Origin of the sequence: Paenibacillus sp. FSL R7-0272 (assembly GCF_037969905.1) — a bacterium.
GTDB classification, from domain to species: Bacteria; Bacillota; Bacilli; order Paenibacillales; family Paenibacillaceae; genus Paenibacillus; species Paenibacillus polysaccharolyticus.
Genome location: NZ_CP150221.1, coordinates 6,063,206 through 6,088,368, shown reverse-complemented (window position 1 = coordinate 6,088,368; position 25,163 = coordinate 6,063,206). Strand labels below are relative to the sequence as shown.

Below are 25,163 nucleotides of genomic sequence, written 5' to 3'. Positions count from 1 at the left end.
ATGCATGCTTTAACGCTGTAATTCCCGCTCGACGCGGTGCACCGTATCTGACCAGACTTGCTGTGGATCAGCGTTCTGTTTGGCAATATCGTTCAGCCGACGGGTGATGATATTGTGTACCGAAGGGTATCGTTCACCAAAAAAAGCATCAGGCACATGCTGTGCGGATTCAGCGAATACCGGGCCTGTTGCTTGCCCGCCGAAGAAAGGTTCCTCTTCTTTCATGGCTGGTTTATCAAACACACCTGGAGCTGACGGGAACAGGTTGAGCGTCTGATACTGCTCCAGTTGGTTCTCTGGACTTTGCAGCCAGCGAATCAATTCAAAGGCTTCTTTCGGATGTTTGCTTGATTTTAAAATGGAGAGAAAGGAGCCGCCGTTATTGCCATCTCCCCCAGGAGCTCGGGCAACACGCCATTTACCCGAAGTGTCTGGTGCCGCCTCCTGAAGCACCTGCTTCATCCAGACTGCACCAACGAACGAGGCAATCTCGCCGTTATTCATTGCTGCATTCCAGGTGGGTGTCCAGCCGTCAGCGTTAGCAAGCAGTCCCTTTTCCTTAAAAGCAACGGCTGTGTCCCAGCTTTTGCGTACAGCAGGAGAATCCATGCCGATAAACGACCCGTCAGGACGGAAATACCGTTCTGCAGCTTGAGAAAGCACCTGATTGTAAACGCTTCCGATATTATCGGTCAGAAAAACCTTTCCGCCAAACTTCTCCTTAATCTGCTCTCCGGCAGCAGCGTAGGCATCCCAGTTATCAATCTGGCGTGCAACTTGCTCCGGTTCGGAAGGTAGCCCTGCTTCCTTGAACAAGTCTGCACGATAGAAAAGTGCTGTCGGCCCCGTGTCCATCGGAAAGCCGATCATCTGTCCATTTGGCGTCACGCCCTGCTTCCATTTCCACGGCAAATACTGGTCTTCGACCTCTCCTGCGCCTAGATCATACAGGTTATAGAAGCGATCCTCGCTCGGGAATAACTCCATGATCCAGTCGTTAAGTGCAACGATATCTGGCTCGCCTGAGCGTGCAGCGAGGGTGGTTTTGAGCTTGGCTTTGAAATCCCCACCGATCTTCTGGGCAGTCAGTTCAATATTCGGGAATTCCTCTTTGGCCTTGGCAATGAGTTTGTCGTCAATGGATCGATTCCAATACCACAATGTAAGCGCTACCTTTTTACTGGATGCTGAATCATCCTGTCCCGGCCAGATGGAGCATCCGCTGATTAGCAGGACACAGACCATGATGATGGCTATCCAACAGGTTCTTCTACGGCGGTTCATAGGCTAACCCCCTCATCATTAGGTTTGACGCAAGAAGTATCAGAGACTAAGGCTGGGCTTCGTGGACTACACCAATAGTGTATGAGTAGTTTCTAAACTCATACCCAATTTTCCTTAAATGAAACACATGGGTTGTGTCCATTACCTAACATAAAATTAGTAGTTACTTTAAAAATAAAAGTTACTTGACACAATATAATTTTTATTCTAAACTAACTTACATTAAGTAACTAATTATAGTGAGGATTATATAGATACGTAATATTTCGCTGTGAGCAGAGCTTGAAAATAAGACGTTTTAATGTATTACGTCAGTAAGTGATCCAAAATCAAAGCGGATGCGAATGCATAATATTATGAGACATTTTGAGATGAAGATGCTTAACAGGAGGAACGAACGATGATCAATTCACATATTATTCAACTGCTTGCCCCTAAAATCCAGACTTTTCCGAGCGGAAAAGAATTCATACATTTGGTGGGACCGATTAAACTGCCGGTCAATCTGGATGGGGAAACGAGAACATTTCAATGGTACAGCTGGCTGAAAACGGACAAAGCGATGGAAAGCGGCGAGCTAATCGCATCTCTTGCGGGTGCTGAACTGGCAGAGCGTCAGCAATCCAGCGTGCTGGTGTATGGCGATTTTGCTGAGGCGCAGGATGCGCTGATTCGTATGCATAGCATCTGTCACACAGGCGATATCTTCGGCAGCAAACGCTGTGACTGCGGATTCCAACTGGAGCAGTCCATGAAGATGATTGCGGCACATGGCGCAGGTGCGCTGTTCTATCTTGCGAATCATGAAGGACGGGGCATTGGCCTGTTCAGCAAAGCAATGGCTTACATTTTGCAGGAAGAAGGTCTGGATACAGTAGATGCGAACCTGCAACTTGGCTTCACGGATGATGCGCGTAATTATGACGATGCGATTGCTGTATTGCGTGCACTTCGGTCAGCTCCGGTTACGTTGATCACGAATAATCCACGTAAGCTGGCTGCACTGCAGGAAGCAGGACTCAATGTGGGCGGACGCGTTCCGCTCTGGGGAGATCGGTCGGCATTTAATGAGAAGTATCTGCAAACGAAAGTGAAGCGTTCAGGTCACCTGGCGGAAAGCGATAGCTGGACAGAGACGGCGACAGAGACACGTGTTCCACATGCACAGGCTTGATTGATTAAGAATAAATATTTGGATTTACATGGTAATTTATAGTGATCATACGTTGGTTGTAATGTATACGGGCTGTTACGGTGCTTTTCATATTGAAAAGTGCAGTAGCAGTCTTTTTGCGGTGTAAGATAATTTGCCGGGAGGAATATGCGGTATGTCGCCTGAATTCTTGAATTTGGTGACTTCCCCCAAATCACTTGCCGTTGGTGTGTGACGAATTATACAATATAGACATCTGATGAATGCAGGGGGAACGATGGTGGCATTTGAGGGACAACGTATTTTGCCAGCGGCGAAGAGTATGAAGCAGTTTGAAGCAATCATCGAAGGCCCATATACTTACGGGGTCATGTTAGAAACGCATATTGCACAACTGCAAAGTATGATGGACCAGGCTCGGCGGTATGGGAAGAAGATTTTGCTACATGCCGATCTGGTGCAAGGGCTGAAAAACGACGAGTACGCCGCAGAGTATCTGTGCCAGCATATTCGTCCGGCTGGACTGATCTCCACAAGGGCCAGCATCATCCAGAAAGCGAAACAAAAAGGCATTACGGCGATTCAGCGGGTGTTCCTGCTGGATACCCATGCACTGGAGAAAAGTTACCAATTGGTTGCCAAAACACAGCCCGACTATATCGAGGTATTGCCTGGAGTCATTCCGCATATTATTGCGGAGGTGTCTGAACGGACAGGTATTCCCATCATTGCAGGGGGGCTGATTCGTACACCTGAAGAAGTGGAACTTGCACTCGGTGTGGGAGCGGCGGCTGTAACGACATCCAATGATGATTTGATCAAGTATTTTGGGAAAACGCTTACATTATAATTACACACTGGAGGCACAAGGTATGGAAAAATTTATTTTGGCTCTGGACCAGGGCACAACTAGCTCCCGGGCAATTCTGTTTAACCATAGCGGCGAGATTGTGCATATGGCACAGCAAGAGTTCCCGCAGTATTTTCCCAAACCGGGCTGGGTAGAGCAAAATGCCAACGAAATCTGGAGTTCGATCCTCGCCGTAATGGCATCCTGTCTGGCGGAGAGTGGCATCAAACCTGCACAGATTGCAGGTATCGGCATCACCAATCAACGGGAAACCGCAGTGGTGTGGGATAAGCAAACCGGCAGACCGATCTATAACGCAGTGGTATGGCAGTCCATACAGACAGCATCCATCTGTGATGAGTTGAAAACGCAAGGGCTGGACGACCTGTTTCATCAGAAAACAGGCTTGCTGATTAACCCCTATTTTTCGGGTACAAAAGTAAAATGGATTCTGGATCATGTCCCTGGTGCACGTGAACGGGCGGAGAAAGGGGAGTTACTGTTCGGCACCATCGACAGTTGGTTGATCTGGAAACTCAGTGGCGGTACCCATGTTACGGACGTTTCGAATGCTTCGCGCACCCTGATGTATAACATCTATGAGTTGCAGTGGGATGATAAATTGTTGGATATTCTGGATATCCCTAAGGCGATGCTGCCTGAAGTGCGGGGCTCTTCCGAGATATATGCACATACGACAGATTACCATTTCTTCGGCCACAGGGTTCCGATCGCGGGTGCGGCAGGGGATCAGCAGGCTGCATTGTTTGGTCAGAGATGTTATATCCAGGGGAGTATGAAAAATACATACGGTACCGGATGTTTCATGTTGATGAACACGGGCGAGGAGCCTGTACAATCGGATCACGGGCTGATTACAACGATTGCCTGGGGTGTGGATGGTAAAGTTCAATATGCGCTGGAAGGCAGCATTTTCGTAGCAGGTTCAGCCGTGCAGTGGCTGAGGGACGGTCTTCGCATGCTTCGTTCGTCCAAAGACAGTGAGGACTATGCGAAGCGAGTGCCTTCGACGGACGGGGTCTATATGGTGCCTGCCTTTGTGGGACTCGGAAGCCCGTATTGGGACAGCGATGTGAAAGGAGCTGTATTTGGCCTTACTCGTGGCACTACGAAGGAGCATTTTATCCGCGCGACACTTGAGGCGCTGGCTTATCAGACCAAGGATGTACTGGAGGCCATGGTGACCGATTCTGGATACCCCGTACATACGTTACGTGTTGACGGAGGTGCTGCGGCGAATGATTTCCTGATGCAATTCCAGAGTGATATTCTGGGCATTCCTGTGGAGCGTCCATCAGTGAACGAAACGACAGCTCTCGGTGCAGCCTATCTTGCGGGCCTAGCCGTGGGGTTCTGGTCAAATACAGAAGAACTGAATCAACATGATCATACGGAGCGAGTCTTTGAGTCTGTGATGGCCCAGGACGAGCGGGAGCAGCTGTATTCGGGTTGGCAGCGAGCGATCAAGGCGGCCATGGCTTTTAAATAAAATAGAATTACGTCTTCCTCATTATAGGCAAATGGTTATTTGTACTTTTTCGTTAAACATATGTTATAAATGATATTTACTGGTGGAAAATGATACTTAATTTACAGGGATTATATTCCTGGATGGAGAGAAAGTATTGTCCACAATAAGGAAAATTGTAGAGTTAGTGGGTTGCTTTGAAATTCCATCCTTGCACAAAAAAAGTTTTTTAAATTTTTTTGAATAATGTGTCAAATCAGGCCTTCACGCCACCGAAAATCTGTGATAGGATTAGGTTACAAGTTAAAAAATGATGTCTGGAGATCGGGAGGGACCACGTGCGTTCAGCAATTGCTGAACGAATGACGTGGTCCTTTTTTTGTTGTTTTTTAGAGAAAAATAAGGGAAATTATGGAGGGTTTTTACATGACAGCAACGTTCTCGGCGGCAAAACGAACCGAATACATGGAACAAATGTCGAATGCACATTTTGACGTATTGGTGATTGGTGGCGGCATTACAGGTGCCGGCATTGCACTGGATGCGGCATCTCGTGGATTGAAGACGGGACTGGTGGAGATGCAGGATTTCGCGGCAGGCACATCGAGTCGTTCCACAAAACTGGTTCATGGCGGCTTGCGCTACCTGAAGCAGTTTGAAGTGAAGATGGTAGCCGAGGTTGGAAGAGAGCGGGCGGTGGTTTATGAGAATGGGCCACATGTAACAACACCGGAACCGATGTTATTGCCCATATACACGGGAGGCACGTTTGGCCGTTTCAGTACATCTATGGGTCTGATGGTGTACGACCGACTTGCTGGAGTGAAGCGCAGTGAACGTCGCCAGATGCTGAACGCCAGTGATACATCTGCAAGTGAGCCTCTGCTGCGGAAGCAGGGACTGCTGGGAGGCGGACGTTATGTGGAGTACCGGACGGATGATGCGAGACTTACGATTGAAGTCATGAAGGAAGCAGTGCGGCACGGGGTGCTGGCTGTTAATTATATGAAAGCAACTTCTTTTCAGAAGGAGAATGGAACGATAACAGGCATCCATGTGATGGATCAACTAAACGGGAATCGTTACAAACTTATGGCGAAAAAAGTAATCAATGCTTCAGGGCCATGGGTGGATACCCTCCGTGAAGTGGATGGCTCACGCCAGGGTAAAACGCTACAGATGACCAAAGGCATTCATCTGGTATTTGACGGCGCACGATTCCCGCTACGGCAAGCGGTTTATTTTGATACGCCAGATGGACGTATGGTCTTTGCGGTGCCGCGGGATGGCAAAACCTATGTAGGTACAACCGATACAGTATTCCGTGATGACCCGGCTCATCCGTTAATTTCGGAATCAGACCGTGATTATGTCATTGATGCAGTGAACGGCATGTTCCCGGATGTCCAGATTCGTGCAGAGGATGTGGAGTCAGGCTGGGCAGGCGTGCGTCCACTGATCCATGAGGAGGGCAAGGGCCCTTCAGAGATTTCGCGTAAGGATGAAGTCTGGGTATCGGATTCCGGCCTGATTACCATTGCTGGAGGTAAATTGACGGGGTATCGCAAAATGGCCGAGATGGTCGTGGATCTGGTTGCGCGTCAGATGCAACAAGAGTTTGGTTACACCCCGGGACCTTGTGTAACCAAAAAGATGCCGATCTCCGGGGGGGATGTTGGCGGTTCGGCCGGATACGTCACGTACACCGAACGCAAGATCAAGGATGGCGTTGCGCTAGGTCTGGACCGGAAAGCGGCGGAACGGCTTGCCCGTACGTACGGCTCCAACGTGGATGCGCTGTATGAGCGCATGCCTGACCCGCGAGCCAAGGCAGAGCTTCACGGCATGTCGCAAGAGCTTTTGCTGATGCTTCGTTACGCGATGGAGGAAGAGATGACGGCAACGCCAGCCGATTTCTGGGTACGGCGAACGGGTGATTTATTTTTCCGCATCGATGAGGTACGCCGTTATAGATCAGCAGTCAGCATGTATATGGCAGAACAGCTTGGCTGGTCAGAACAGCAGGTAGCAACCTACGCTAAGGAATTGGATCAACTGTTGCTGGAAGCATCCGGCAAGAGCTAGGGGAGCAGGAATTTGCCGAGTGGGGTCGAATGGAACATGTAAGCGCGTAACAGAGAGGGGATTACATCCATGACATTGCAGATCGGAATCATAGGAACAGGCTGGTTTAGTAAAGTACACGCAGATATTCTTACACGCATGGAAGGTGTTCGTGTCGCAAGTGTATGTGGAACAACACTCGAAAAGGCAGAAGCGATGGCCTCCGTGTATGATGCAACGGGATACGATGAGCTTGAACATATGTTGGACGGTGAGAAACTGGATGCCGTATATATCTGTGTGCCTCCCATGTCTCACGGATTCATTGAGTCAGAGTTGATCAAACGGGGCATTCCGTTCCTGGTGGAAAAGCCATTGAGCACAGGAATGGACGTACCACTCCGCATATTGGAGCAAGTGCAACAGTCTTCTTTATTAACCTCTGTAGGATATCATTTCCGTTATCAGGGTGCTGCGCAGGTCATGAGACAAGCCATGCAGGAGCAGAAGGTGGGCATGGCTCTGGGGCGCTGGATGGGCGGTATGCCTGGCGTTAGTTGGTGGCGCCGTCAAGACGGATCGGGAGGTCAGTTTGTGGAACAGACGACCCATATTGTAGATCTACTGCGTTTCTGTGCAGGCGAAGTGACGGAAGTTTATGCCGTAGCAGCCCAGCGTAGCATGCATGAGAAACATGAGCATGTGACGGTTGACGATGTCGCTAACGTGACGCTGAAGCTGGAAAGTGGTGCGATTGCGAGCATTGCGAATACGTGTCTACTGCCTGACGGTGAGGGTGGAGCAGGGCTGCAATTCTACACGGATGCCGGTGTATGGGACTGGACACCCGACCGCCTTCTGCTACCGAGTGCGGCTTCGCATCCGATGGCAGGACTTGAGGTTTCAGCTGGACAGAATCCCTATGAACGGGAGAATGAAGCATTTATTCATGCACTTCGCACGGGAGATCGTTCCCGCATTTTGTCCGATTACGCAGATGCCTGCCGTACACAGGCAATTACCGTCGCTGCACAGGAATCCGTGGACTCTGGTCTGCCTGTAAAGATCAAAGCTTAAACAGATCGTTAGCGCACAAAAACGCCTGCGACCTCGAACCATGTTTTCTGTGGTTCCGGGTGCAGGCGTTTTTTGTATAAAACTTAGGGTAAAATAAGACCTCTTGTTGTAGTTTGTATCTTACTTCAATTGTTGCTGTTCTTTTAACCAGTCCGAAGACCAGCTGTAGATTTGATTAATGACAGGTTCAATCGCTCTACCTTTAGGGGTAAGTTCATATTCCACACGGGGCGGAATCTCGGGATACATATGCCGGGTTACGATGCCTTCCGTCTCCATCTCTTTCAGCCGCTCCGATAACAGCCGCCCGCTAATCGCCATCTCGGCTTCCAGTTCCGTGAACCGTTTTGGTCCGGACAGCAGCTGATACATAATCAGCAGTACCCACTTTTTCCCGATGATGTCCATTGCTTGTGTAATCAGACAAGGGCTTGGGGATTTTACTTTTCTCAGCTTCAACGTGTTTCACCTCGATTCATGGCAAATGTGCAATACAACCTATATAAAAGGACAAAAGTTTCTGCCGCTCTGAAAAATAAAAGCACCTTCAAGTGAAGGCTGGTCACTACAAAATATACTGTAACATACCTTTTGTATGTATTATACATCATTTCACAAAAAATTACTTGAAGAAATTATCTTATTATTATATACTCACTTCATAAAAGTAAGTTTGTGAGTAATAATGCGTATTATAAATGTACATACCATTTCCGGGTGAGTAGTCATGCAACCAGAGCAGTGGATAAACCTCGGAAATTAGAACCTTATCCAAGTTCCAGAAGAACCTGAGTAAACTACAGTTTCTTCTAGGGAACTTTTACATAGATGAGTGCTGCAATACATACTGTATTTTGCTGATTTTTGTGCAGAAGAGATTAGCGATACGTCAAAGATTCTCAAAATAATACTTGGATGAATGGGAGATGGAAGATATGAAAAGAGTGTTGGGATATGTTTTTTTGGTGGTGCTGGCGGGTGTTTTCGTCATGACGGGATATACGAAAGTTACGGGAGCAGAGATGATGATTGATACCTTCGAGAGTTTCTCTTATCCTACATGGACGATGTATTTGATCGGTGTGTTGGAACTGCTTAGTGCGGTTGGGTTGCTCATTCCGCGTGCCCGTATTCTGGCTTCAGGGATACTAACATTCATTCTGATCGGAGCTGTAGGAAGCCATCTAATCTATGCACAATATGCGGCTATACCGCTCCCGGCAGTATTACTTGTAGCCAATATCGTCGTGTTACTGGTTAGTCTGCACAGACTGGAAGAAGAAGAAAGCAATATGGATATGGATATCGTACAGGCGTAAAGTAATAGTGACAAAAAAGAAGAACCCGATGGAACAGTGGGTTCTTTTTCAGTGTAACTTCCTGCTTGGAAGTATGTTGTACATTCATGAGTATCAAAATTCCAGCTATAATAACTTTTTTAGTTGAGAGACGCGTCCCTGGCTAATGCCAAGTTTCTCCGCAATTTGCTGTTGAGCGAGGCCAGGGTGCTGTTCGATAATCTCTTTCATCTGTTGCAGCATGCGCGCCGTCTTTGGCCGCAGGTCGGGGTAGTCCTTGCTCGCAGCATCTCCTTCTTCCCAAGAGGAAGCTGAGGACGCTACGGGTTTAGCAACAGGACGTTCTTTGGGTGCAGAAACCTGTTTGTTTTCAGGTACGAACCAGTCGGGAGTGTCATCTGGGTGTTTTAATTGAATTGCACAAGTCCGGCAGATGAATTGCTCTTTGAAATACATTTCCGTATCCACGTCACCGCAAAAAATACACAATGTTGATTTGTACTTTCTTAAAATCAACTCTTTCCCTTCAATGAAAAATTCAAGCGGATCGCCGATATGGATTTCCATTGTATCCCGCATTTCTTTAGGAAGGACAATTCGTCCGAGACGGTCCAGAGATCTCTTCATTCCGGTTCTTTTCATCGCATCTCCCCCGCAATATTAACATTAAAACCTGTCTTTATTGTAAGGAAGAAAGGGCTTTAATACAACAATAATATTTCAAAAAAAAGGGATTATTCCAACTATTATGGGAAAATAAGTTTAGAGAGCGCGGGAGCGACGGCTAAAGTGAAGAGTGCAGCCAAAACCATGGAGATACTGGAGATCGTTCCTGTCAATGAACTCAGCTCAAAGGCTTTCGAAGTTCCTGTGCCATGAGCACCTGTTCCGAGGAGTGTACCGCGTGCAATCTCGCCATCAATACGCAGCATTTTGACGATGGAGGGCCCCATAATAGCCCCAAGTAGCCCCGTCATAATCACAAATACGGCCGTCACTGCCGGGATGCCTCCGATGGAAGCCGATACATTCATCGCAATGGGCGTTGTGATCGAGCGCGGAATCAGACTGTGAATCAAGCCGGAGTCGAGGTGCAACCATTTTGCAAGCATAGCCGAGGAGAGTACGGCAACAACCGATCCGGTCATAACACTGATGACAATCTCGGAAATATGTTTTTTGAGCACATGGAAGAAGGTGTAGAGCGGTACCGCAAAAGCGACCGTAGCAGGTTGTAGCAGAAGGCTAAGCCATTTGCCTCCGCTGCTGTATGCGGCATAATCCGTTCCGGTTAATAGGAGTACGCCTACAACGAGTAGCGGCGTAATAAGTAGCGGTGACAGATATACTTTGGGCAGACTGCGATACATTCTCTTGGCAACCATGTAGATTCCGACCGTTAACAACAAACATAAAAGTCCAATCATCCGGTGTGACGCTCCTTTCGTTTGGCAATACGTGTAGCAACGAGGCCGGTGCAGGCCATAACCAGAAACGTGCTTAGCAGCACGATAAATAAAATCTGCAATCCGTCATGCTCCAACATGGGCATGTAGTTCATGATGCCGACCGCCGACGGGATAAAGAATAACAGCAGTTCACCAAGTAGCCATGCCGCTCCGACCTCAATCCACCGAAGCTTCACCACGCCAGTTTGTAACAAGATGAACAGCACGATCATTCCGAGAATGGAGCCAGGTACAGGCAGGTGGAGAGTACGGGCCAGCAGGTCCATCAGCAGTGAAAAAACCATTAATAACGCAATTTGTGCAATCCCGACACCCCATTTTTTCACGCAAATCCCTCCTTGTATATCAACATGTATCTGATCGATTTAATTCGTATGATTATGAAAATGAATGGAAACGTTGCTTCGTATCACAAATTTTACAACGCATTATTTCATGAGTAAAATGCATATTAAGAATGTTTACTATTCCGTTTGTCTATAGTTAAAATAGATTTGACTAGCAGGATATGAGGGGGAGGAAAAGATGGATATTCGTCATTTGCAATATTTTCTCGAAGTTGCACGGCAACAAAGCTTTACAAAGGCCGCCGAGGTGCTGTATATCACTCAGCCTACAATTAGTAAGACCGTTAAAAGTCTGGAGGAGGAACTGGGCGTAACTTTACTGGATCGATACGGTAAACAGGTGCAGCTAACGGATGCCGGGCATGTCTTTTTTCGGCAGGCGCTGGAGATTGAAAAATCGTTCCGCAGTCTTTCGTCCGAGCTGGACGATCTGATGAATCTGAAGAAGGGACATCTGCGCATCGGTCTGCCGCCAATGGTGGGGTCGAGTTTCTTTCCGATGATTATCGGGGAGTTCCACAAAGCATATCCTCAAGTGAGCATTCAATTGTTCGAGGATGGGGCGAAAAAAGTGGAGGCTGATGTCATCAGTGGTGCGCTGGATATCGGTGTGGCGGTGTTGCCGACGGTCGATGAACTGCTCGATCATTTTGTGTTTGTTCAGGAAAAGCTTAATCTGCTCGTGCACCCTTCGCATCCGCTTGCTGGAAAGAAGTCGGTCGCGCTCCATGAACTGGAACAGGATGCGTTTGTTTTGTTTCGGGAAGATTTTGCGCTCCATGACCGCATTATTGCGGCTTGCCAGCAAGCGGGATTCCAGCCGCGTGTGGTCTATGAGAGTTCCCAGTGGGATCTGCTAAGTGCGATGGTTGCGGCGAATCTGGGTGTGGCCTTGCTACCGGAAACGATCTGCCGTGAGGTTGATCATATGCGCGTACGGATCATCCCGGTTATTGAACCCGTCATTCCTTGGCAGCTCGGTATGATCTGGCGGAAGGATCGGTATCTGTCGTTTGCTACCCGGGAATGGATCGGATTTACGCAGTCGATGCTGGGGGAACAGTGAGTAAGGTCGATTGCTGAGGCTGAGCATCCATAGGTTAGTTATCGATCTTTTCTTCTAATTTTATTGTCATTTCAACCGATATAAAGTTACTGAGGGGGTGTGAATCGGGAAGATATTGTAAGGGGAGCATTCAAGATTGCTGGATAAAGATATTTAAAAATGGACTGGTGCCTGAGCGTTCAGAAGTTGGATGATTTTTCTGTGAAAGTTATACAGAGTATAGTAACGTGTTCTTACATATATTTTCCATCTATGGCGTGTAAAGTATGACGTGTTTGTTGCCAATTATTCCGAATTCGAAAGGGTTGTGTAAAGTTGAAGAAACGTACTGCAAATAAAGGATTCAAGTTGTCTATATTGATTGGTTTAATGACGATTCTGCTGGTGGCTTGTGGTAAGCCGTTAACCGAAAAACTATATTCAGAAACGGTACCCGAGGATATCAAGAATAGCACTGAAATCACGCAAGAAGATAAAGACCTCTTGGGAAAAGCCATTTTATATTCAATGGGTAGCAATACCGATCTTTCTACTAAAACGGTGGGACAAATTATAACCGATGAGAAGCAAAGACAGCTGAAGCTTGAGGAAGAAGAGAAGAAGAGACAGGAAGAAATCAAGAGAAAACAGGAAGAAGCTGAAGCAAAGAAACAAAGTCAACTAAAACTGTTGGATGAGTCTGTGCAGGTTGGTTTAATCAAAAAAAGTGTGACATTGAAAGACACGAATAAATGGATCTTCAGCGATGTTATACATATGACGCTTGACTTGAAGAACATTTCGGACAAGGATATTAAAGGGTTTCAGGGGGTCATTACCTTCAAAGACATGTTTGATAATGAGATCAAGTCACTAAACGTTAAATATGATGAACCCATCAAATCTGGAGCTTCCACGCCTTATGAGGGTAGTTTCGAATTAAATCAGTTTATGGATAAAGATACTGAACTTAGGGAGACACCTTTAGAAAAAATCAAAGTTGAGTTTGAGATGGATCAAATCATCTTTGGTGACGGCAATATTGCGAAACGTTCGGATATTGAATAAATTAGTTTCAGGCATTTGATTAGATAAATGGGTTCTAGGTATTGGATTGAATAAATGAGTCTTCTAAAGCTTCTTCATCATTATGAAGAGGCTTTTTTGTATAGAAGTGAAGGATGTAGAGGGATGAATAACGTGTAAGTATTGTCGCTACATTGCCTTACCTCCGTAGCTATAGCATTAGATAAATCGTCGGATCATTGATACAATATAACCACAATACTGGTGGAGGTGTGGGACTTATGAAACTGCGGGTATCCGCTGTACAATACCAATTGCAAACGATCCGCTCATTTGAGGAATTTGCCGCTCAGGCGGAGCATTACATACGGACAGCTGACGAATTCGGAACGGAATTTGTGCTGTTTCCTGAATTTTTTACAACACAATTAATGTCCATTGGAGACGCACAAGGAAATGCGCTGACGATTGAAGATTTGCCTGATTTTACAGAGCAGTATGAGCAATTGTTTATCTCTCTTGCAGCCCAATACAACATGCATCTGATCGGAGGCACTCACGTTATCCGGCGGGAAGGCAAGCTGTACAATACAGCACATATGTTCTACCCGGATGGACGGATTGCACGTCAGGCGAAGATTCATATTACGCCGACCGAAGTAACGGAGTGGAATATGGCTGCAGGTGACGGACTGGAAGTGTTTGATACAGACAAAGGTCGAATTGCGATGCTGACCTGTTACGATATTGAATTTCCCGAAATTGTGCGTATGGCGAAAGCCAAGGGAGCAGATGTGATTTTCTGTCCTTCCTGTACGGACGACCGCCACGGATTTTACCGGGTAAGGTATACGAGTCATGCTCGCGCTGTGGAGAATCAGGTTTACGTTGTATTAACGGGAACGGTGGGCCATCTGCCTACAGTGGATTTCATGCGTGCCAATTACGGACAAGCTGCGATCATTACCCCGAATGATGTGCCATTTCCGCCGCGCGGCATTCTTGCGGAAGGTGAGATTAACAACGATATGATTGTAACGGCCGATCTCGATCTGGATTTGCTGTACGAGGTGCGCGAACGTGGCTCGGTAACAACTTGGCGTGACCGCCGTACAGATCTGTACACCGATTGGGAATAGATCTGTTTTTGGAAGCTGAATAGAGCTAGACAAAGGAGGGGTTAAGCGGGATGTATGTCAAAGAAATGCTGATAACGGCACCCGATGGAAGTGGTAAACATGGTAGAGCTACAGCGGTCATCCGCAATTATGTGGCCCATGACTTTGAAGAGCTTATTCGTATTCAGGCAGAGAGCTTCCCACCACCATATCCGGAGGATCTTCTTTGGAACCAAGAGCAACTTAGTAGCCATATTCAGCATTATCCTGAAGGAGCCATCTGCATCGAGGTGGATGGGGAACTGGCTGGCTCGATGACGTCACTACGAATGCAGTGGGATGCTGCGCACCCACCCAGTCATACGTGGGCAGAGGTCACAGATGATGGATATATCCGCAATCACCAGCCGGATGGGAACACGTTATACATCGTTGACCTCTGTGTCCGTCCGAAGTATCGTAAGTGGGGGCTGGCCCAGCTTATGATGCAGGCGATGTACCATCTTGTGATTGCACAGGGGGTGGATCGTTTGCTTGGGGCAGGGCGGATGCCTGGATATCACCAGGTAGCTGAGCAAATGTCAGCACAACAGTATCTGGATCAGGTTGCCGCTGGAGAGAGGCATGACCCGGTTATTTCTTTTCTGCTACGATGCGGGCGTATGCCTGTTGGAGTGGCTATCGATTATCTGGATGACGAGGAATCTTGTCATTACGCGGCTCTGATGGAGTGGCGTAATCCTTTTAAGTAAATACATATCTAAATAGGGAGGCTTTTATCTATGGAATTTACACGTATTACATCCATTCAAGACCCGTTGTTTGCTCAAATGCACAAGTTGATGCAGGACATTTTCCCGCCAGAGGAAGTGCTGGATTTCCCGTTATGGGCTGAACCACTGGAAGACCCGGGTATTCGGGTATTTGTCGCTGTACATGAAGGCCAAGTGGTTGGTGCGACGGAGTACCGTTACTATGAGGACTGGAACGTGGCCATGACTGATTTTACGATTATCGGACGCGAAGGTTTGGGAATCGGCACATTCCTGGCGAATCATCGCAAGCTTGACCTGCAGCAACTCGCCGCTGCCAATGGTAAATCGTTGTTCGGCATGTTTGCCGAAATATACAATCCATATTTGACTCAGGATCACGCGTTTGGTGGCATCAAACCGATGGACCCTTATGTACGCCGTGAAGTGCTGTCCCATCTGGGGTATCAGCGTCTGGACTTCCCTTATGTTCATCCATCCTGGCAAGGTGACGGTGAAGCTGTGGGAGGATTGGACCTGTGCTTTATGCCGGGTGATGAGTCTCTTGCAGAACTGCCAGCCAGTCTGGTGTCCGATTTCCTGAACCGTTACTATGCTGTACTTCCAAACAAACCGCAGGAATGGCTGTCTATGGTGGGGCAGTTGAACGCGCGTGAATCCGTGGCATTACGTCCGTTGTAAGTTGACGTGAGGCAGAAGATTTGCTGAGCAAGGTAGGCGAATGCGCTAACGATCTCAGAAAGCTTTATTTAGGCGTTTGAGCATGTCTTCAAAATCTAACGATCCGGAGAGACCTTATTTTAGTGAAAAAGGGTCATTTTCAAGCTGAAACTGTGAATTCGACTAAAATAGCGTCCCCTGAGATCGTTAGATCTCCAAAAGGACAAAAAAGGCCGGAATAAGCTCTCCTGAGATCGTTAGAATTTCGAATACTATGGCTTGTCTTGAAGCGTGTTTTGTAACCCACTGCAGTACCTTTTTTACCGCTATTTCGCCCCTTGTTGCGTCGCTTCCCCTTGATGTGAAACTGCACGCCTGCGGTAAACTTCCTAACTTCCCACTCACTCCGCAACTCCATTTGCGTGTAACTCTTCAACTTTACTCTACTCTCTCTACTCGATTGTATATGTGGTCACAAATGAAGGTCGAGGGAACATGGTTGGTTTCTGCGCGGTCAGGCCCTCACTAGTGCTGCGATTGCGGTGAGCATGGTTGTAGGCTTGCGATTGTTGCCAGCCTTTGAAATGTTCTTCTGTTTGCCACAGTGTCAGTACGACATACGTATCACCCTTCAATGGACGGAGTACACGAATACCGACGAATCCAGGTTCATCTTCAACTTTGCGGGCACGGTTCTTAAAACGTTCCTCAAAATCATTCCGGCCATCTTCGGTTACAGGAATGTTGTTCAGTACAGCAAATCCACCGCCTGCCCATGCTCCTGCATCATCAAATGCTTCATAAGAAGCTACCTGTTCATCTGACTCAATATCCAGCAGACGATCAGTGGTTTCCATAGCGAGAAGTACCTGACCTTCAGCTCGCAGTGTCAGATGTGGATATGCCGCAAGTGCATCCGGTAACGGGGATGGGATCAAATAAATATACATAGGAAGTTTGCCTCCTCTTTATACGTAAATTCAAAATAAGTTTGACTATACTTTTACACATGAGAACGTAGAGGACAGAAATAAGCTGGAGAAGCAGAGCGTTCGCTTTATACAACTCAACATAGCATACGGGAACGGACGAGTCCAATTTGCCAAAAATCTGGTTAGAGGAACCTGTTTCATGATAAAGTAGAACCACTACAAGCAGAACGGGTGATCGTATGAAAACAACAATTCGGATATCAGTCAGGCCACTGGTCGAGTATGTGTATCGGAGCGGCAGCATCCGTCCTGGATTCCGCACCAATGCTTCGATGCAGGAGGGGACGCGAATCCATCAGCGTGTGCAGAAAGCATATACCGAAGAGGATTTAAAAGAAGTTGTACTCGAAGCCGAGCTTCAACATGGGGATTTGACCTACGTCATTGAAGGCCGATGTGACGGCTTGATTCGCCTGGAGGGGCAATTAACGGTGGATGAGATCAAATCCACGGCGGGTAACCTGGACGAGCTGGAAGGCGGCCTCGACGTGCACTGGGCCCAGGCGAAGATGTATGCCTATATGTATGCCGCTCAGCATGATGAGCCGCGGATGCAGGTGCAGTTGACGTATGTGCATTCGGTGACGGGTGAAGAGCGACGGTTTCGCCGCATGGCGGAGCGGCAGGAACTCGAGCAGTTTGCAGCAGAAGTCATCGCGGGCTATGCGCCGTATGCGGAGATGATTGCTGCTTATGAAGCGGAGCGGGACGTTAGTGTACGCGAGTTGCCGTTTCCTTTTCGCAAATACAGGGAAGGACAGCGTAAGCTGGCAGGTGCAGTGTACAAAACGATTCGTGAAGGACAGGGACTTATGGCCAAAGCACCTACAGGCATCGGCAAAACCATGTCTGTGCTCTTTCCTACGGTGAAAGCCATCGGAGAAGGTGAGGCTAGTCGTTTGTTCTACCTGACCGCGAGAACGACAACGAGAGTGGCGGCGGAGGAAGCTTTTGCCCGGATGCAGGCAGAAGGGTTGAACATGCATGTCATCAGCCTGACGGCGAAGGACAAAATTTGTTTCAAAGACGAGGAAGCCTGCGATACGGGGCAGTGCGGCATGTGTGAAGGGTATTATGACCGAATTAATGGTGCTGTGCTGGACATGCTGGAACATGAAACGTTGATGACACGGCCCGTTATTGAGCAGTATGCCCGCAAACATCGGGTGTGTCCGTTTGAATTCTCGCTGGATGCGGCATATGCAGCCGATGCGGTGATCTGCGATTACAACTACATTTTCGATCCGCGTATTTCACTCAAACGGATGCTGGAGGAACAGAAGCGCAAGACGGTGCTGCTAGTAGATGAGGCACATAATCTGGTGGATCGTGGGCGTATGATGTTCTCGGCTGAGCTGGAAAAGGCGGTGTTTCTCGATGTCAAAAGAGAGTTCCAGACGCTGGGCAGCAGTGTGCCTGCCGCCAAAGCGATTGTGGACTATACCGGAGCCATCGACAAGTATCTGATCACCCTTCGTAAGAACGGCGGAGAAGAGGGCAAGATTATACAGCAAGAAGCGCCAGAGGAGCTGATTGAACGGCTTGAGCCTTTTGTCATGGTGGCGGAGCAATGTCTGGCCGAGGGTGGATCTGGCAATGCTGAGATGGATCAGCTGCTGCTCGATGCCTATTTTACAGCACAAAACTTCGTACGAATTGCCAGGTTATATGACGAGCGTTTTATCACCTATGCAGAGTGTGTGCGAAGCGAGGTACGGGTGAAACTGTTCTGTCTGGACCCATCTTTGCTACTGCGGCAGACAGCGAAGGGCTTCCGTTCGATCATTCATTTCTCGGCAACCTTGTCACCTCTTCGTTATTACCGCGATATGCTGGGGGCAGAGGAAGAGGACTACACATTGCAGATTCCGTCTCCGTTCAACCGGGAACAGCTGGATGTTCGGCTCATGCCTCTGTCTGTACGTTATAAAGACCGGGAGCGGTCCAAACGCCCGATTGCCGAGATGTTACAGCAACTCGTATCCGAGTGGCCGCGTAGCAACCTGTTAGTCTTTTTCCCTTCCTATCCGTACATGCGGGAGATCTATCAGGCATATACACAGCTTCCGGGGGCCAGTGGTGCGGATACGGTGATGCAGGAGCAAGGAATGAACGAGCAGGAGCGAGAGCAGTTCCTTGAAGCGTTCCAGCCACATCCGGAGCGCACACGTCTTGTTTTTGCTGTAATGGGCGGTGTGTTCTCGGAGGGGGTCGATCTGCCGGGAGACCGTCTGAACGGCGTTGTCGTTGTAGGTGCTGGGTTGCCGCAGATTGGTCTCGAGAACAACGTGCTCAAGGATTATTTTGATAAATCAGGACGTAACGGTTTTAATTATGCTTATGTTTTCCCAGGCATGAATAAAGTGCTTCAGGCTGGGGGCAGGCTCATTCGAACGGAAGAAGATAAGGGTGTGCTCGTGCTAGTTGATGACCGTTTCACGCAGGAGCCGTATCGTTCTCTTTTACCTGACGAATGGATGGATTATAAATGGATTTGATGATGTTTACGTTTTTTACTTATTTATCATGCTATTTTCAGTGCTTTACGAAAAATTTTCTTTGAATTTCTTAACATTCTTTCATTTTCATGATTGAAACATAGGGCAATCGGGTTATAACTTGGTTAGCACGAACGAACAACGGCGATACCCTATCCGTTCCGCGGTCCGCTTCGCATGCAAATCAAGGAGGTCGGTTTGTGATGAAGAGAAATCATACCATGATGCAGTTTTTTGAATGGCATTTGGCTGCAGACGGCAATCATTGGAAGCGACTGGCTGACATGGCCCCGGAACTGAAAGCAAAAGGCATAGACTCTGTATGGGTGCCTCCTGTAACAAAGGCAGTGTCTGCAGAGGATACAGGTTATGGCGTATATGATCTGTACGATCTGGGTGAATTTGATCAAAAGGGTACGGTACGCACGAAATATGGCACCAAGCAGGAACTGGTGGAAGCCATCGCAGAATGTCAGAAGAGCGGCATTGTCGTTTATGTGGATCTCGTAATGAATCATAAAGCCGGAGCAGATGAGAAGGAAGTCTTTAAAGTGATCGAGGTTGATCCCAACGACCGGACGAAGGAGATTTCCGAACCATTCGAGATTGAAGGCTGGACGAAGTTCACATTTCCAGGCCGGGGCAATGAATATTCTTCCTTCAAATGGACATCCGAACACTTCAACGGTACCGATTTTGATGCAAAAGAAGAACGTACGGGTGTATTCCGCATTGCCGGCGAGAACAAAACCTGGAATGAAAACGTCGATGATGAGTTTGGCAACTATGATTATCTGATGTTTGCCAATATAGATTATAACCACCCGGATGTACGGCATGAGATGATGGAGTGGGGCAAATGGTTGATCGATACGTTGCAATGCGGTGGGTTCCGACTGGATGCGATCAAACATATTAACCATGAGTTTATCAAGGAATTTACTGCAGAGATGATCCGCAAACGCGGGCAAGATTTCTACATCGTTGGTGAGTTCTGGAATCCCAATCTGGATGCTTGTCGTACCTTTTTAGATACAGTGGATTATCAAATTGACTTGTTTGACGTATCGCTTCACTATAAATTACATGAGGCCTCTTTGGCAGGACGCGATTTCGATCTTTCCAAAATTTTTGACGACACCTTGGTTCAGACTCATCCAACCCATGCGGTGACTTTTGTGGATAACCACGATTCGCAGCCCCATGAGGCGCTCGAATCCTGGGTTGGCGATTGGTTCAAGCCGAGCGCGTATGCACTGACGCTACTGCGTCGTGACGGATATCCCGTCATCTTTTACGGCGATTATTACGGGATTGGTGGACCTGAACCGGTGGAGGGCAAAAAAGAGATTTTGGACATTCTGTTGTCAGCTCGTTGCAACAAAGCCTATGGAGAGCAGGAAGACTATTTCGATCATCCCAACACCATTGGTTGGGTTCGCCGCGGATTGGAAGAGTTTGAAGGCTCGGGTTGCGCAGTGGTCATCTCAAACGGAGATGACGGTGAGAAGAGAATGTTTGTCGGAGAGCATCGTGCAGGGGAAGTCTGGGAAGACCTGACCGGTAGTTGTGAAGATTCGATCACCATTGAGGAAGATGGCTGGGCTACGTTCCACGTCTGCGGCGGAGGGGTGTCCGTCTGGGCACTGTCTGAGCAGAATGAGGACTGCGGTGAAGACACTGTAGATGGCTCAAACTAGATGTTGAGAATAGCCAAAGTAATTGTTTGTGAATATTTGTAGGACAATGTCTCTGCATAAGTGATACGTAACAAGTAAAAAAGGTCGATATGATACAGCACTGCAACTAATAAATAAACCACCTGAAACTGAACGGTATCTTCACTCGTCCAATAGTATCCAACGAGTGGAGGACGTTCAAACAGACGCGTTGCTGCGTGCTGATAGTTCAGGTGGTTTTCCCATTTTAGTAACTTATAGTTTGGAAGCAGCTCTGGAACTCTAACGATCTCAGGAAGCCTTATTTGCCCCCAAACAGGGTCCTTGGAATTCTAACGATCCCAGTGGAGCTTATTTTGCTGAAATTCGGTCAAAATGCTATCATTTACAGCGAATTCATCCAAATATCGCTTCTGGTGATCGTTAGAATGTAAAACCCTTCAATATACGTAAAATAAGGTTTCTGGTGATCGTTAACGTACAATGGAAACTTAAAACAGAGTGTACACTGATGGAATTTCCCCGCATTTATATAGTCAGGCCTCTACTCTAGCTACTTCCTAACGACTTATCTACTCTCGATCTACTCTACGCACATCCCACTTATGCTTAACTACAACAACCAACCAACCAACATATTCACTACTTACGTCACACACATGACAGAGATTATGTGAGACTAATATTAGAATATATGCTACAATATTCCAAATATAGGGAAAAGTTCATTTGGAATCTAGACTAGTTAGGTAGTCTCTCGAGTTTACAAGATAATATCAATGATGTTGGACACTTTTATTAACGTATTAAGTATCATACCGGATATGTTGTTCATATGGATGGGCGATAAGTTTCGAGAATGGAATATATGAAAGAGAGAAGGGAGTTAGCACTGGTATGCATCGTAGAACTAAAACCAATACAAAAACAAGGATAACAACTGCAATAACAAGAACTACAAGAACCAGAACTACAATAAACAGAACTACAAAAGTTAGAGCAAGAACGTCTCCCTTATGGCTTGTCCTCTATCTACTTGTGATAGCAATAAGTTTGACGGCGTGCAATTTTGGCGTGGAAGAAGGGCCAAATGGAGAGGTTAAGCGCGCGGACAACTATACATTTAACACAGAACGCAGGGATATAACCCAGCGGGTAACAAAGGATCAGGAGAGTTTCAAAGGAGCCTTGCCAGGAGAGTATCATCTGGCTGCAACGGTGGATGTAAACCCTGACCGAGAATCTGGAGTGGATGGGATCACCTATGAGGTTATGATTGATGAAGTTCGCATGCCGATGATGAATGTCATTCAAACCTTCACTCTCGATCCCGATATGTTTCAAGTTATTGATGCAGCTGAACTATTCCATTCGAATGTGGGCAATACATATGAAACTACGTTGCGGCCGGATAAAGAGCCGCTGGGATTAGGCTTATCCAGAAGTTATGTTCTGAGACCCAAATCCGAAATTAGCGCAGAATATCTTCAGAACTATACTGATGTGTATGTCAAAATCTCATATGGACCAGAAGATCAGCGGGAAGAGGATTATATTCACCTTCAAGCCAAGCCATCTTCAAGAATGATTGAATATATGAAGTTTTGGGAGTGATGAGAATAACGGGGGAACGGAGGGCCAGGGATCGTCCTGACCCCCTAATCTCTCATTCCCATGCCAATGATCTGTTCTATTTTGTAGGCCATAGCCCGTTTACTAATATGCCCCCAACTCAAAAGACTCCAGCGTGCCAGCCATGCGCAGATCACCCGCGTACGTACGGTTGAATGCTGCGCGTTTGTCTGCATCGGCATATTCATCATGATAATGCATCAGTACCGTTTTCCGTCTCACTTCAGCGGGTAGCTGCTCCACATCTTTCAGTGACGTATGGGATTTGATCACCAGGTCATGCATATGGCATTCATGGAAAATGAGTTGCACATCGGGTGCAACCCGTTCCACTTGCTCACGATCCAGTGTGCTGTCTGCACTATAGTAAAAATAAGGCTTCGCCATCAGCCCGTTGCTGACCATGCCGGGAACATGCTGTGTGCGAAATGTCTCAAACGTGACCCCGCCAAGCTCAAAACTTCCGCCATCCGGAAGCGGAATCACATCATAATAGTCACTCATTGTACGCTCGCCGTTTGTTGTATACCGCATCCCTGGAGAAAGGATGTTCCACAGTGGGTCAACCAACTCTTCATGAATGAACAGGCGTGGTTTGCGGTCACCGACAATCTGTCCATAATAGCCGAGCATCTGAACCCCATTAATATGATCCTCATGTAGATGGGTGATAAACACATTATGAATACCTGTCATCGCGAATCCGTATTCCTTGAGCGCTTTGGCATTGGACTCTGGAAAATCAATAACCAGATGGGTATCGCCGAATTCGGCCAGCATACTATTATGATGTTGTTCTACACTGAACATGTCTCCTGTACCTAGAAAAGTGATTTTCATCGCATTGCATCTCCTTTTATGGCTAATGTAAGCACCGATATATAGTCAATCTTTGATTGTCATATCCATATCGATCTCCATATCCGTATTGTTTTTAATGAGAATTTTGATCTCGCATCGATCTTTAAATCAGTATCACTCGCGTTAAATCCAGTATACCGCGTTTCCGAAAGTATGCCTAAACCAACCTTTTTTGAGAACGCTATCATTTTATATTGAACTTTAGGCGAAAACGGTGTAGCGTAAAGATGGAAAGTGAACCTAAATGAACGTAAACTCACCTAAAGGGAGCGTGCAAGGCGAATGAAATCTTTTCTGGATGAACAATTTTTACTTCACAATGAAACGGCGGTCAAGCTGTACGAGCAGTATGCGAAAGACATGCCGATTATGGATTATCACTGCCACCTCAGTCCTCAGGAAATTTACGAGAACAAAACATTTGGCAATCTGACAGAGGCCTGGTTGTACGGCGATCATTACAAATGGCGTCTGATGCGGGCTAACGGTGTTGAAGAGAAGTATGTGACGGGCGGCGAAGAGGTAACGGATTATGACCGTTTCCTTGCGTATGCCAGAACAGTGCCGATGATGATCGGCAACCCGCTGTATGCATGGTCTCACTTGGAATTACAACGTTATTTCGATGTACATGAAGTGCTTAATGAGACAAGCGCTCCAGCGATCTGGGAAAAAGTAAATGCCAAACTGACCGGCGAAGGCTTCGGTGCGCGTGATCTGATTACCAAATCCAATGTCACCGTGGTGTGCACCACCGATGATCCAACGGATTCTCTGGAATATCACCTCAAAATTCAGGAGATTGAAGGTTTCGATACAGCAGTTCTGCCGTCTTTCCGTCCGGACAAAGGACTGGAATTGAACCGGGATACTTTCATCGAGTGGGTAGGCAAGCTTTCACAGGTTGCGGGCACAGCAATTACGGATTATGACTCATTCCTGGCTGCGCTTGAATCCCGTGTGGAATTCTTCCATTCCGCAGGTGGTCGTGTATCTGACCACGCACTGGATTACGTGCCGTATGCTGATGCAACTCGCGAGGAAGCGGCTGCTGCTTTTGCCAGAGCACTTGCGGGGGAGAAAGTTTCGCGCGCGGAAGAGGACGGATACAAGACGGTTACACTGACATTCCTTGGCAAGCTGTATGCAGAGCGCGGCTGGGTTATGCAGTTCCACATCAATGCAGCTCGTAACAACAATACGAAAATGTTCAAGAAGCTCGGGCCTGACACAGGGTACGATGCTGTGAATGATACGCCATTATCGGCGGCTGTTATCGGATTGCTGGATACGTTGGAGCAGCAGGACGCTCTGCCAAAAACGATTCTCTACTCCCTTAATCCAAGGGATAACGAAGTGCTTGCTGCCATTATTGGTAGCTTCCAAGGTGGAGGCGTTCCAGGTAAAATTCAGCTTGGCGCGGCATGGTGGTTCAATGATACGAAGGATGGCATGCTTGCACAGATGAAGGCACTTGCAAATGTGGGGCTGCTCAGCCGTTTTGTCGGCATGTTGACCGATTCCCGAAGTTTCCTCTCGTATACGAGACATGAATATTTCCGCCGCCTGCTCTGTAATCTGATTGGTGAATGGGCAGAACAAGGTGAAGCACCAAACGATATGGAGCTGCTCGGTCAGATCGTGCAAGGCATATCCTATAATAATGCTAAAGACTATTTCCCGTTTGCTGCTGTGCCGAAGAGTGTATCTGCTTCAAAATAAATATCGATTCAACAGGTCTACTTTAAAAAAATCTATTTAGAAAATTCTATTTTAAAAAAGCTCTCTACTCCCTTCGTTTGGTCTTAATCAAACTGATGGGTTGGGGGCTTTTTGTCATGGGGATGG

The 25,163-nt window shown here is 47.3% G+C and carries 22 protein-coding genes; 15 read left to right on the top strand and 7 right to left on the bottom strand.

The genetic code is table 11. The annotated features are described in order from the left end of the window. Positions 1-9: 9 nt before the first annotated feature. The gene (locus MKY23_RS26650; RefSeq protein ID WP_336121687.1) at positions 10-1,284 is read right to left on the bottom strand and encodes an ABC transporter substrate-binding protein; all 1,275 of its coding nucleotides are present in this window, start codon (positions 1,282-1,284) and stop codon (positions 10-12) included. Between the two features lie 400 nt (positions 1,285-1,684). Here MKY23_RS26650 and MKY23_RS26645 point away from each other — a divergent pair, with 400 nt between their 5' ends. The 5 genes from MKY23_RS26645 to MKY23_RS26625 all read left to right on the top strand — a co-directional run bounded on the left by MKY23_RS26645 (position 1,685) and on the right by MKY23_RS26625 (position 7,917). Continuing rightward, positions 1,685-2,458 carry a GTP cyclohydrolase II gene (locus tag MKY23_RS26645; RefSeq protein WP_221789626.1) on the top strand — a complete coding sequence of 258 codons (774 nt, stop codon included), beginning with the start codon at positions 1,685-1,687 and terminating at the stop codon, positions 2,456-2,458. Between the two features lie 259 nt (positions 2,459-2,717). Beyond that, positions 2,718-3,287: a glycerol-3-phosphate responsive antiterminator gene (locus tag MKY23_RS26640; protein ID WP_154960817.1), complete on the top strand. Its 570-nt coding sequence runs from the start codon at positions 2,718-2,720 to the stop codon at positions 3,285-3,287. Positions 3,288-3,309: 22 nt separating this feature from the next. Next, on the top strand, positions 3,310-4,797 hold the full coding sequence (gene glpK, locus MKY23_RS26635) for a glycerol kinase GlpK (protein ID WP_336121688.1): 1,488 nt from the start codon (positions 3,310-3,312) through the stop codon (positions 4,795-4,797). Positions 4,798-5,202: 405 nt separating this feature from the next. Beyond that, positions 5,203-6,861, top strand: a complete 1,659-nt coding sequence (locus MKY23_RS26630) for an FAD-dependent oxidoreductase (protein ID WP_336121689.1) — start codon at positions 5,203-5,205, stop codon at positions 6,859-6,861. A gap of 69 nt (positions 6,862-6,930) precedes the next feature. After that, positions 6,931-7,917 (top strand): Gfo/Idh/MocA family oxidoreductase, encoded by a 987-nt coding sequence (locus MKY23_RS26625; RefSeq protein WP_339833493.1) that lies wholly within the window; start codon positions 6,931-6,933, stop codon positions 7,915-7,917. Positions 7,918-8,037: 120 nt separating this feature from the next. Here the strand turns inward: MKY23_RS26625 and MKY23_RS26620 are convergent, their stop codons facing one another. Then, positions 8,038-8,325: a helix-turn-helix domain-containing protein gene (locus MKY23_RS26620; RefSeq protein WP_090921779.1), complete on the bottom strand. Its 288-nt coding sequence runs from the start codon at positions 8,323-8,325 to the stop codon at positions 8,038-8,040. A gap of 527 nt (positions 8,326-8,852) precedes the next feature. On the opposite strand from MKY23_RS26620, the gene MKY23_RS26615 reads away from it, so the two are divergent. Next, the gene (locus MKY23_RS26615) at positions 8,853-9,236 is read left to right on the top strand and encodes a DoxX family protein (RefSeq protein WP_339833490.1); all 384 of its coding nucleotides are present in this window, start codon (positions 8,853-8,855) and stop codon (positions 9,234-9,236) included. Between the two features lie 105 nt (positions 9,237-9,341). On the opposite strand, the gene MKY23_RS26610 is transcribed toward MKY23_RS26615, so the two are convergent. The 3 genes from MKY23_RS26610 to MKY23_RS26600 all read right to left on the bottom strand — a co-directional run bounded on the left by MKY23_RS26610 (position 9,342) and on the right by MKY23_RS26600 (position 11,010). After that, positions 9,342-9,857 (bottom strand): AbrB/MazE/SpoVT family DNA-binding domain-containing protein, encoded by a 516-nt coding sequence (locus MKY23_RS26610; protein ID WP_090921714.1) that lies wholly within the window; start codon positions 9,855-9,857, stop codon positions 9,342-9,344. A gap of 104 nt (positions 9,858-9,961) precedes the next feature. Beyond that, on the bottom strand, positions 9,962-10,642 hold the full coding sequence (locus tag MKY23_RS26605; protein ID WP_154890170.1) for a CidB/LrgB family autolysis modulator: 681 nt from the start codon (positions 10,640-10,642) through the stop codon (positions 9,962-9,964). After that, positions 10,639-11,010: a CidA/LrgA family holin-like protein gene (locus MKY23_RS26600; RefSeq protein WP_090921718.1), complete on the bottom strand. Its 372-nt coding sequence runs from the start codon at positions 11,008-11,010 to the stop codon at positions 10,639-10,641. Before MKY23_RS26600 ends, MKY23_RS26605 begins: the two co-directional genes overlap by 4 nt. 199 nt (positions 11,011-11,209) lie before the next feature. Here MKY23_RS26600 and MKY23_RS26595 point away from each other — a divergent pair, with 199 nt between their 5' ends. From MKY23_RS26595 to MKY23_RS26575, 5 genes are all read left to right on the top strand, one after another. Beyond that, positions 11,210-12,097, top strand: a complete 888-nt coding sequence (locus MKY23_RS26595; RefSeq protein WP_339833483.1) for a LysR family transcriptional regulator — start codon at positions 11,210-11,212, stop codon at positions 12,095-12,097. Positions 12,098-12,412: 315 nt separating this feature from the next. Further along, positions 12,413-13,144, top strand: coding sequence for a hypothetical protein (locus MKY23_RS26590; protein ID WP_339833480.1), 732 nt, complete (start codon positions 12,413-12,415; stop codon positions 13,142-13,144). Positions 13,145-13,383: 239 nt separating this feature from the next. Beyond that, the gene (locus tag MKY23_RS26585; RefSeq protein ID WP_339833477.1) at positions 13,384-14,241 is read left to right on the top strand and encodes a carbon-nitrogen hydrolase family protein; all 858 of its coding nucleotides are present in this window, start codon (positions 13,384-13,386) and stop codon (positions 14,239-14,241) included. Between the two features lie 65 nt (positions 14,242-14,306). Next, the gene (locus MKY23_RS26580; protein ID WP_339839733.1) at positions 14,307-14,972 is read left to right on the top strand and encodes a GNAT family N-acetyltransferase; all 666 of its coding nucleotides are present in this window, start codon (positions 14,307-14,309) and stop codon (positions 14,970-14,972) included. A gap of 30 nt (positions 14,973-15,002) precedes the next feature. Continuing rightward, entirely contained in the window at positions 15,003-15,674 is a 672-nt protein-coding gene (locus MKY23_RS26575; RefSeq protein WP_339833474.1) for a GNAT family N-acetyltransferase, read from the top strand. 431 nt (positions 15,675-16,105) lie between these two features. Here MKY23_RS26575 and MKY23_RS26570 read toward each other — a convergent pair whose 3' ends face one another. After that, entirely contained in the window at positions 16,106-16,603 is a 498-nt protein-coding gene (locus tag MKY23_RS26570; RefSeq protein WP_154890182.1) for an antibiotic biosynthesis monooxygenase, read from the bottom strand. Between the two features lie 221 nt (positions 16,604-16,824). Between MKY23_RS26570 and MKY23_RS26565 the strand changes: the two genes are divergently transcribed. The 3 genes from MKY23_RS26565 (at position 16,825) to MKY23_RS26555 (ending at position 22,436) form a co-directional block, all read left to right on the top strand. Continuing rightward, positions 16,825-19,143, top strand: a complete 2,319-nt coding sequence (locus MKY23_RS26565; protein ID WP_339833470.1) for a helicase C-terminal domain-containing protein — start codon at positions 16,825-16,827, stop codon at positions 19,141-19,143. Between the two features lie 203 nt (positions 19,144-19,346). After that, entirely contained in the window at positions 19,347-20,843 is a 1,497-nt protein-coding gene (locus MKY23_RS26560; protein ID WP_339833467.1) for an alpha-amylase, read from the top strand. A gap of 1,017 nt (positions 20,844-21,860) precedes the next feature. Then, positions 21,861-22,436: a hypothetical protein gene (locus MKY23_RS26555; RefSeq protein ID WP_339833464.1), complete on the top strand. Its 576-nt coding sequence runs from the start codon at positions 21,861-21,863 to the stop codon at positions 22,434-22,436. Between the two features lie 102 nt (positions 22,437-22,538). Here MKY23_RS26555 and MKY23_RS26550 read toward each other — a convergent pair whose 3' ends face one another. Continuing rightward, positions 22,539-23,294 (bottom strand): MBL fold metallo-hydrolase, encoded by a 756-nt coding sequence (locus tag MKY23_RS26550; RefSeq protein ID WP_154984417.1) that lies wholly within the window; start codon positions 23,292-23,294, stop codon positions 22,539-22,541. Positions 23,295-23,597: 303 nt separating this feature from the next. Here MKY23_RS26550 and uxaC point away from each other — a divergent pair, with 303 nt between their 5' ends. Further along, positions 23,598-25,037, top strand: a complete 1,440-nt coding sequence (gene uxaC, locus MKY23_RS26545; RefSeq protein ID WP_339833460.1) for a glucuronate isomerase — start codon at positions 23,598-23,600, stop codon at positions 25,035-25,037. The last annotated feature ends 126 nt before the right edge of the window (positions 25,038-25,163 follow it).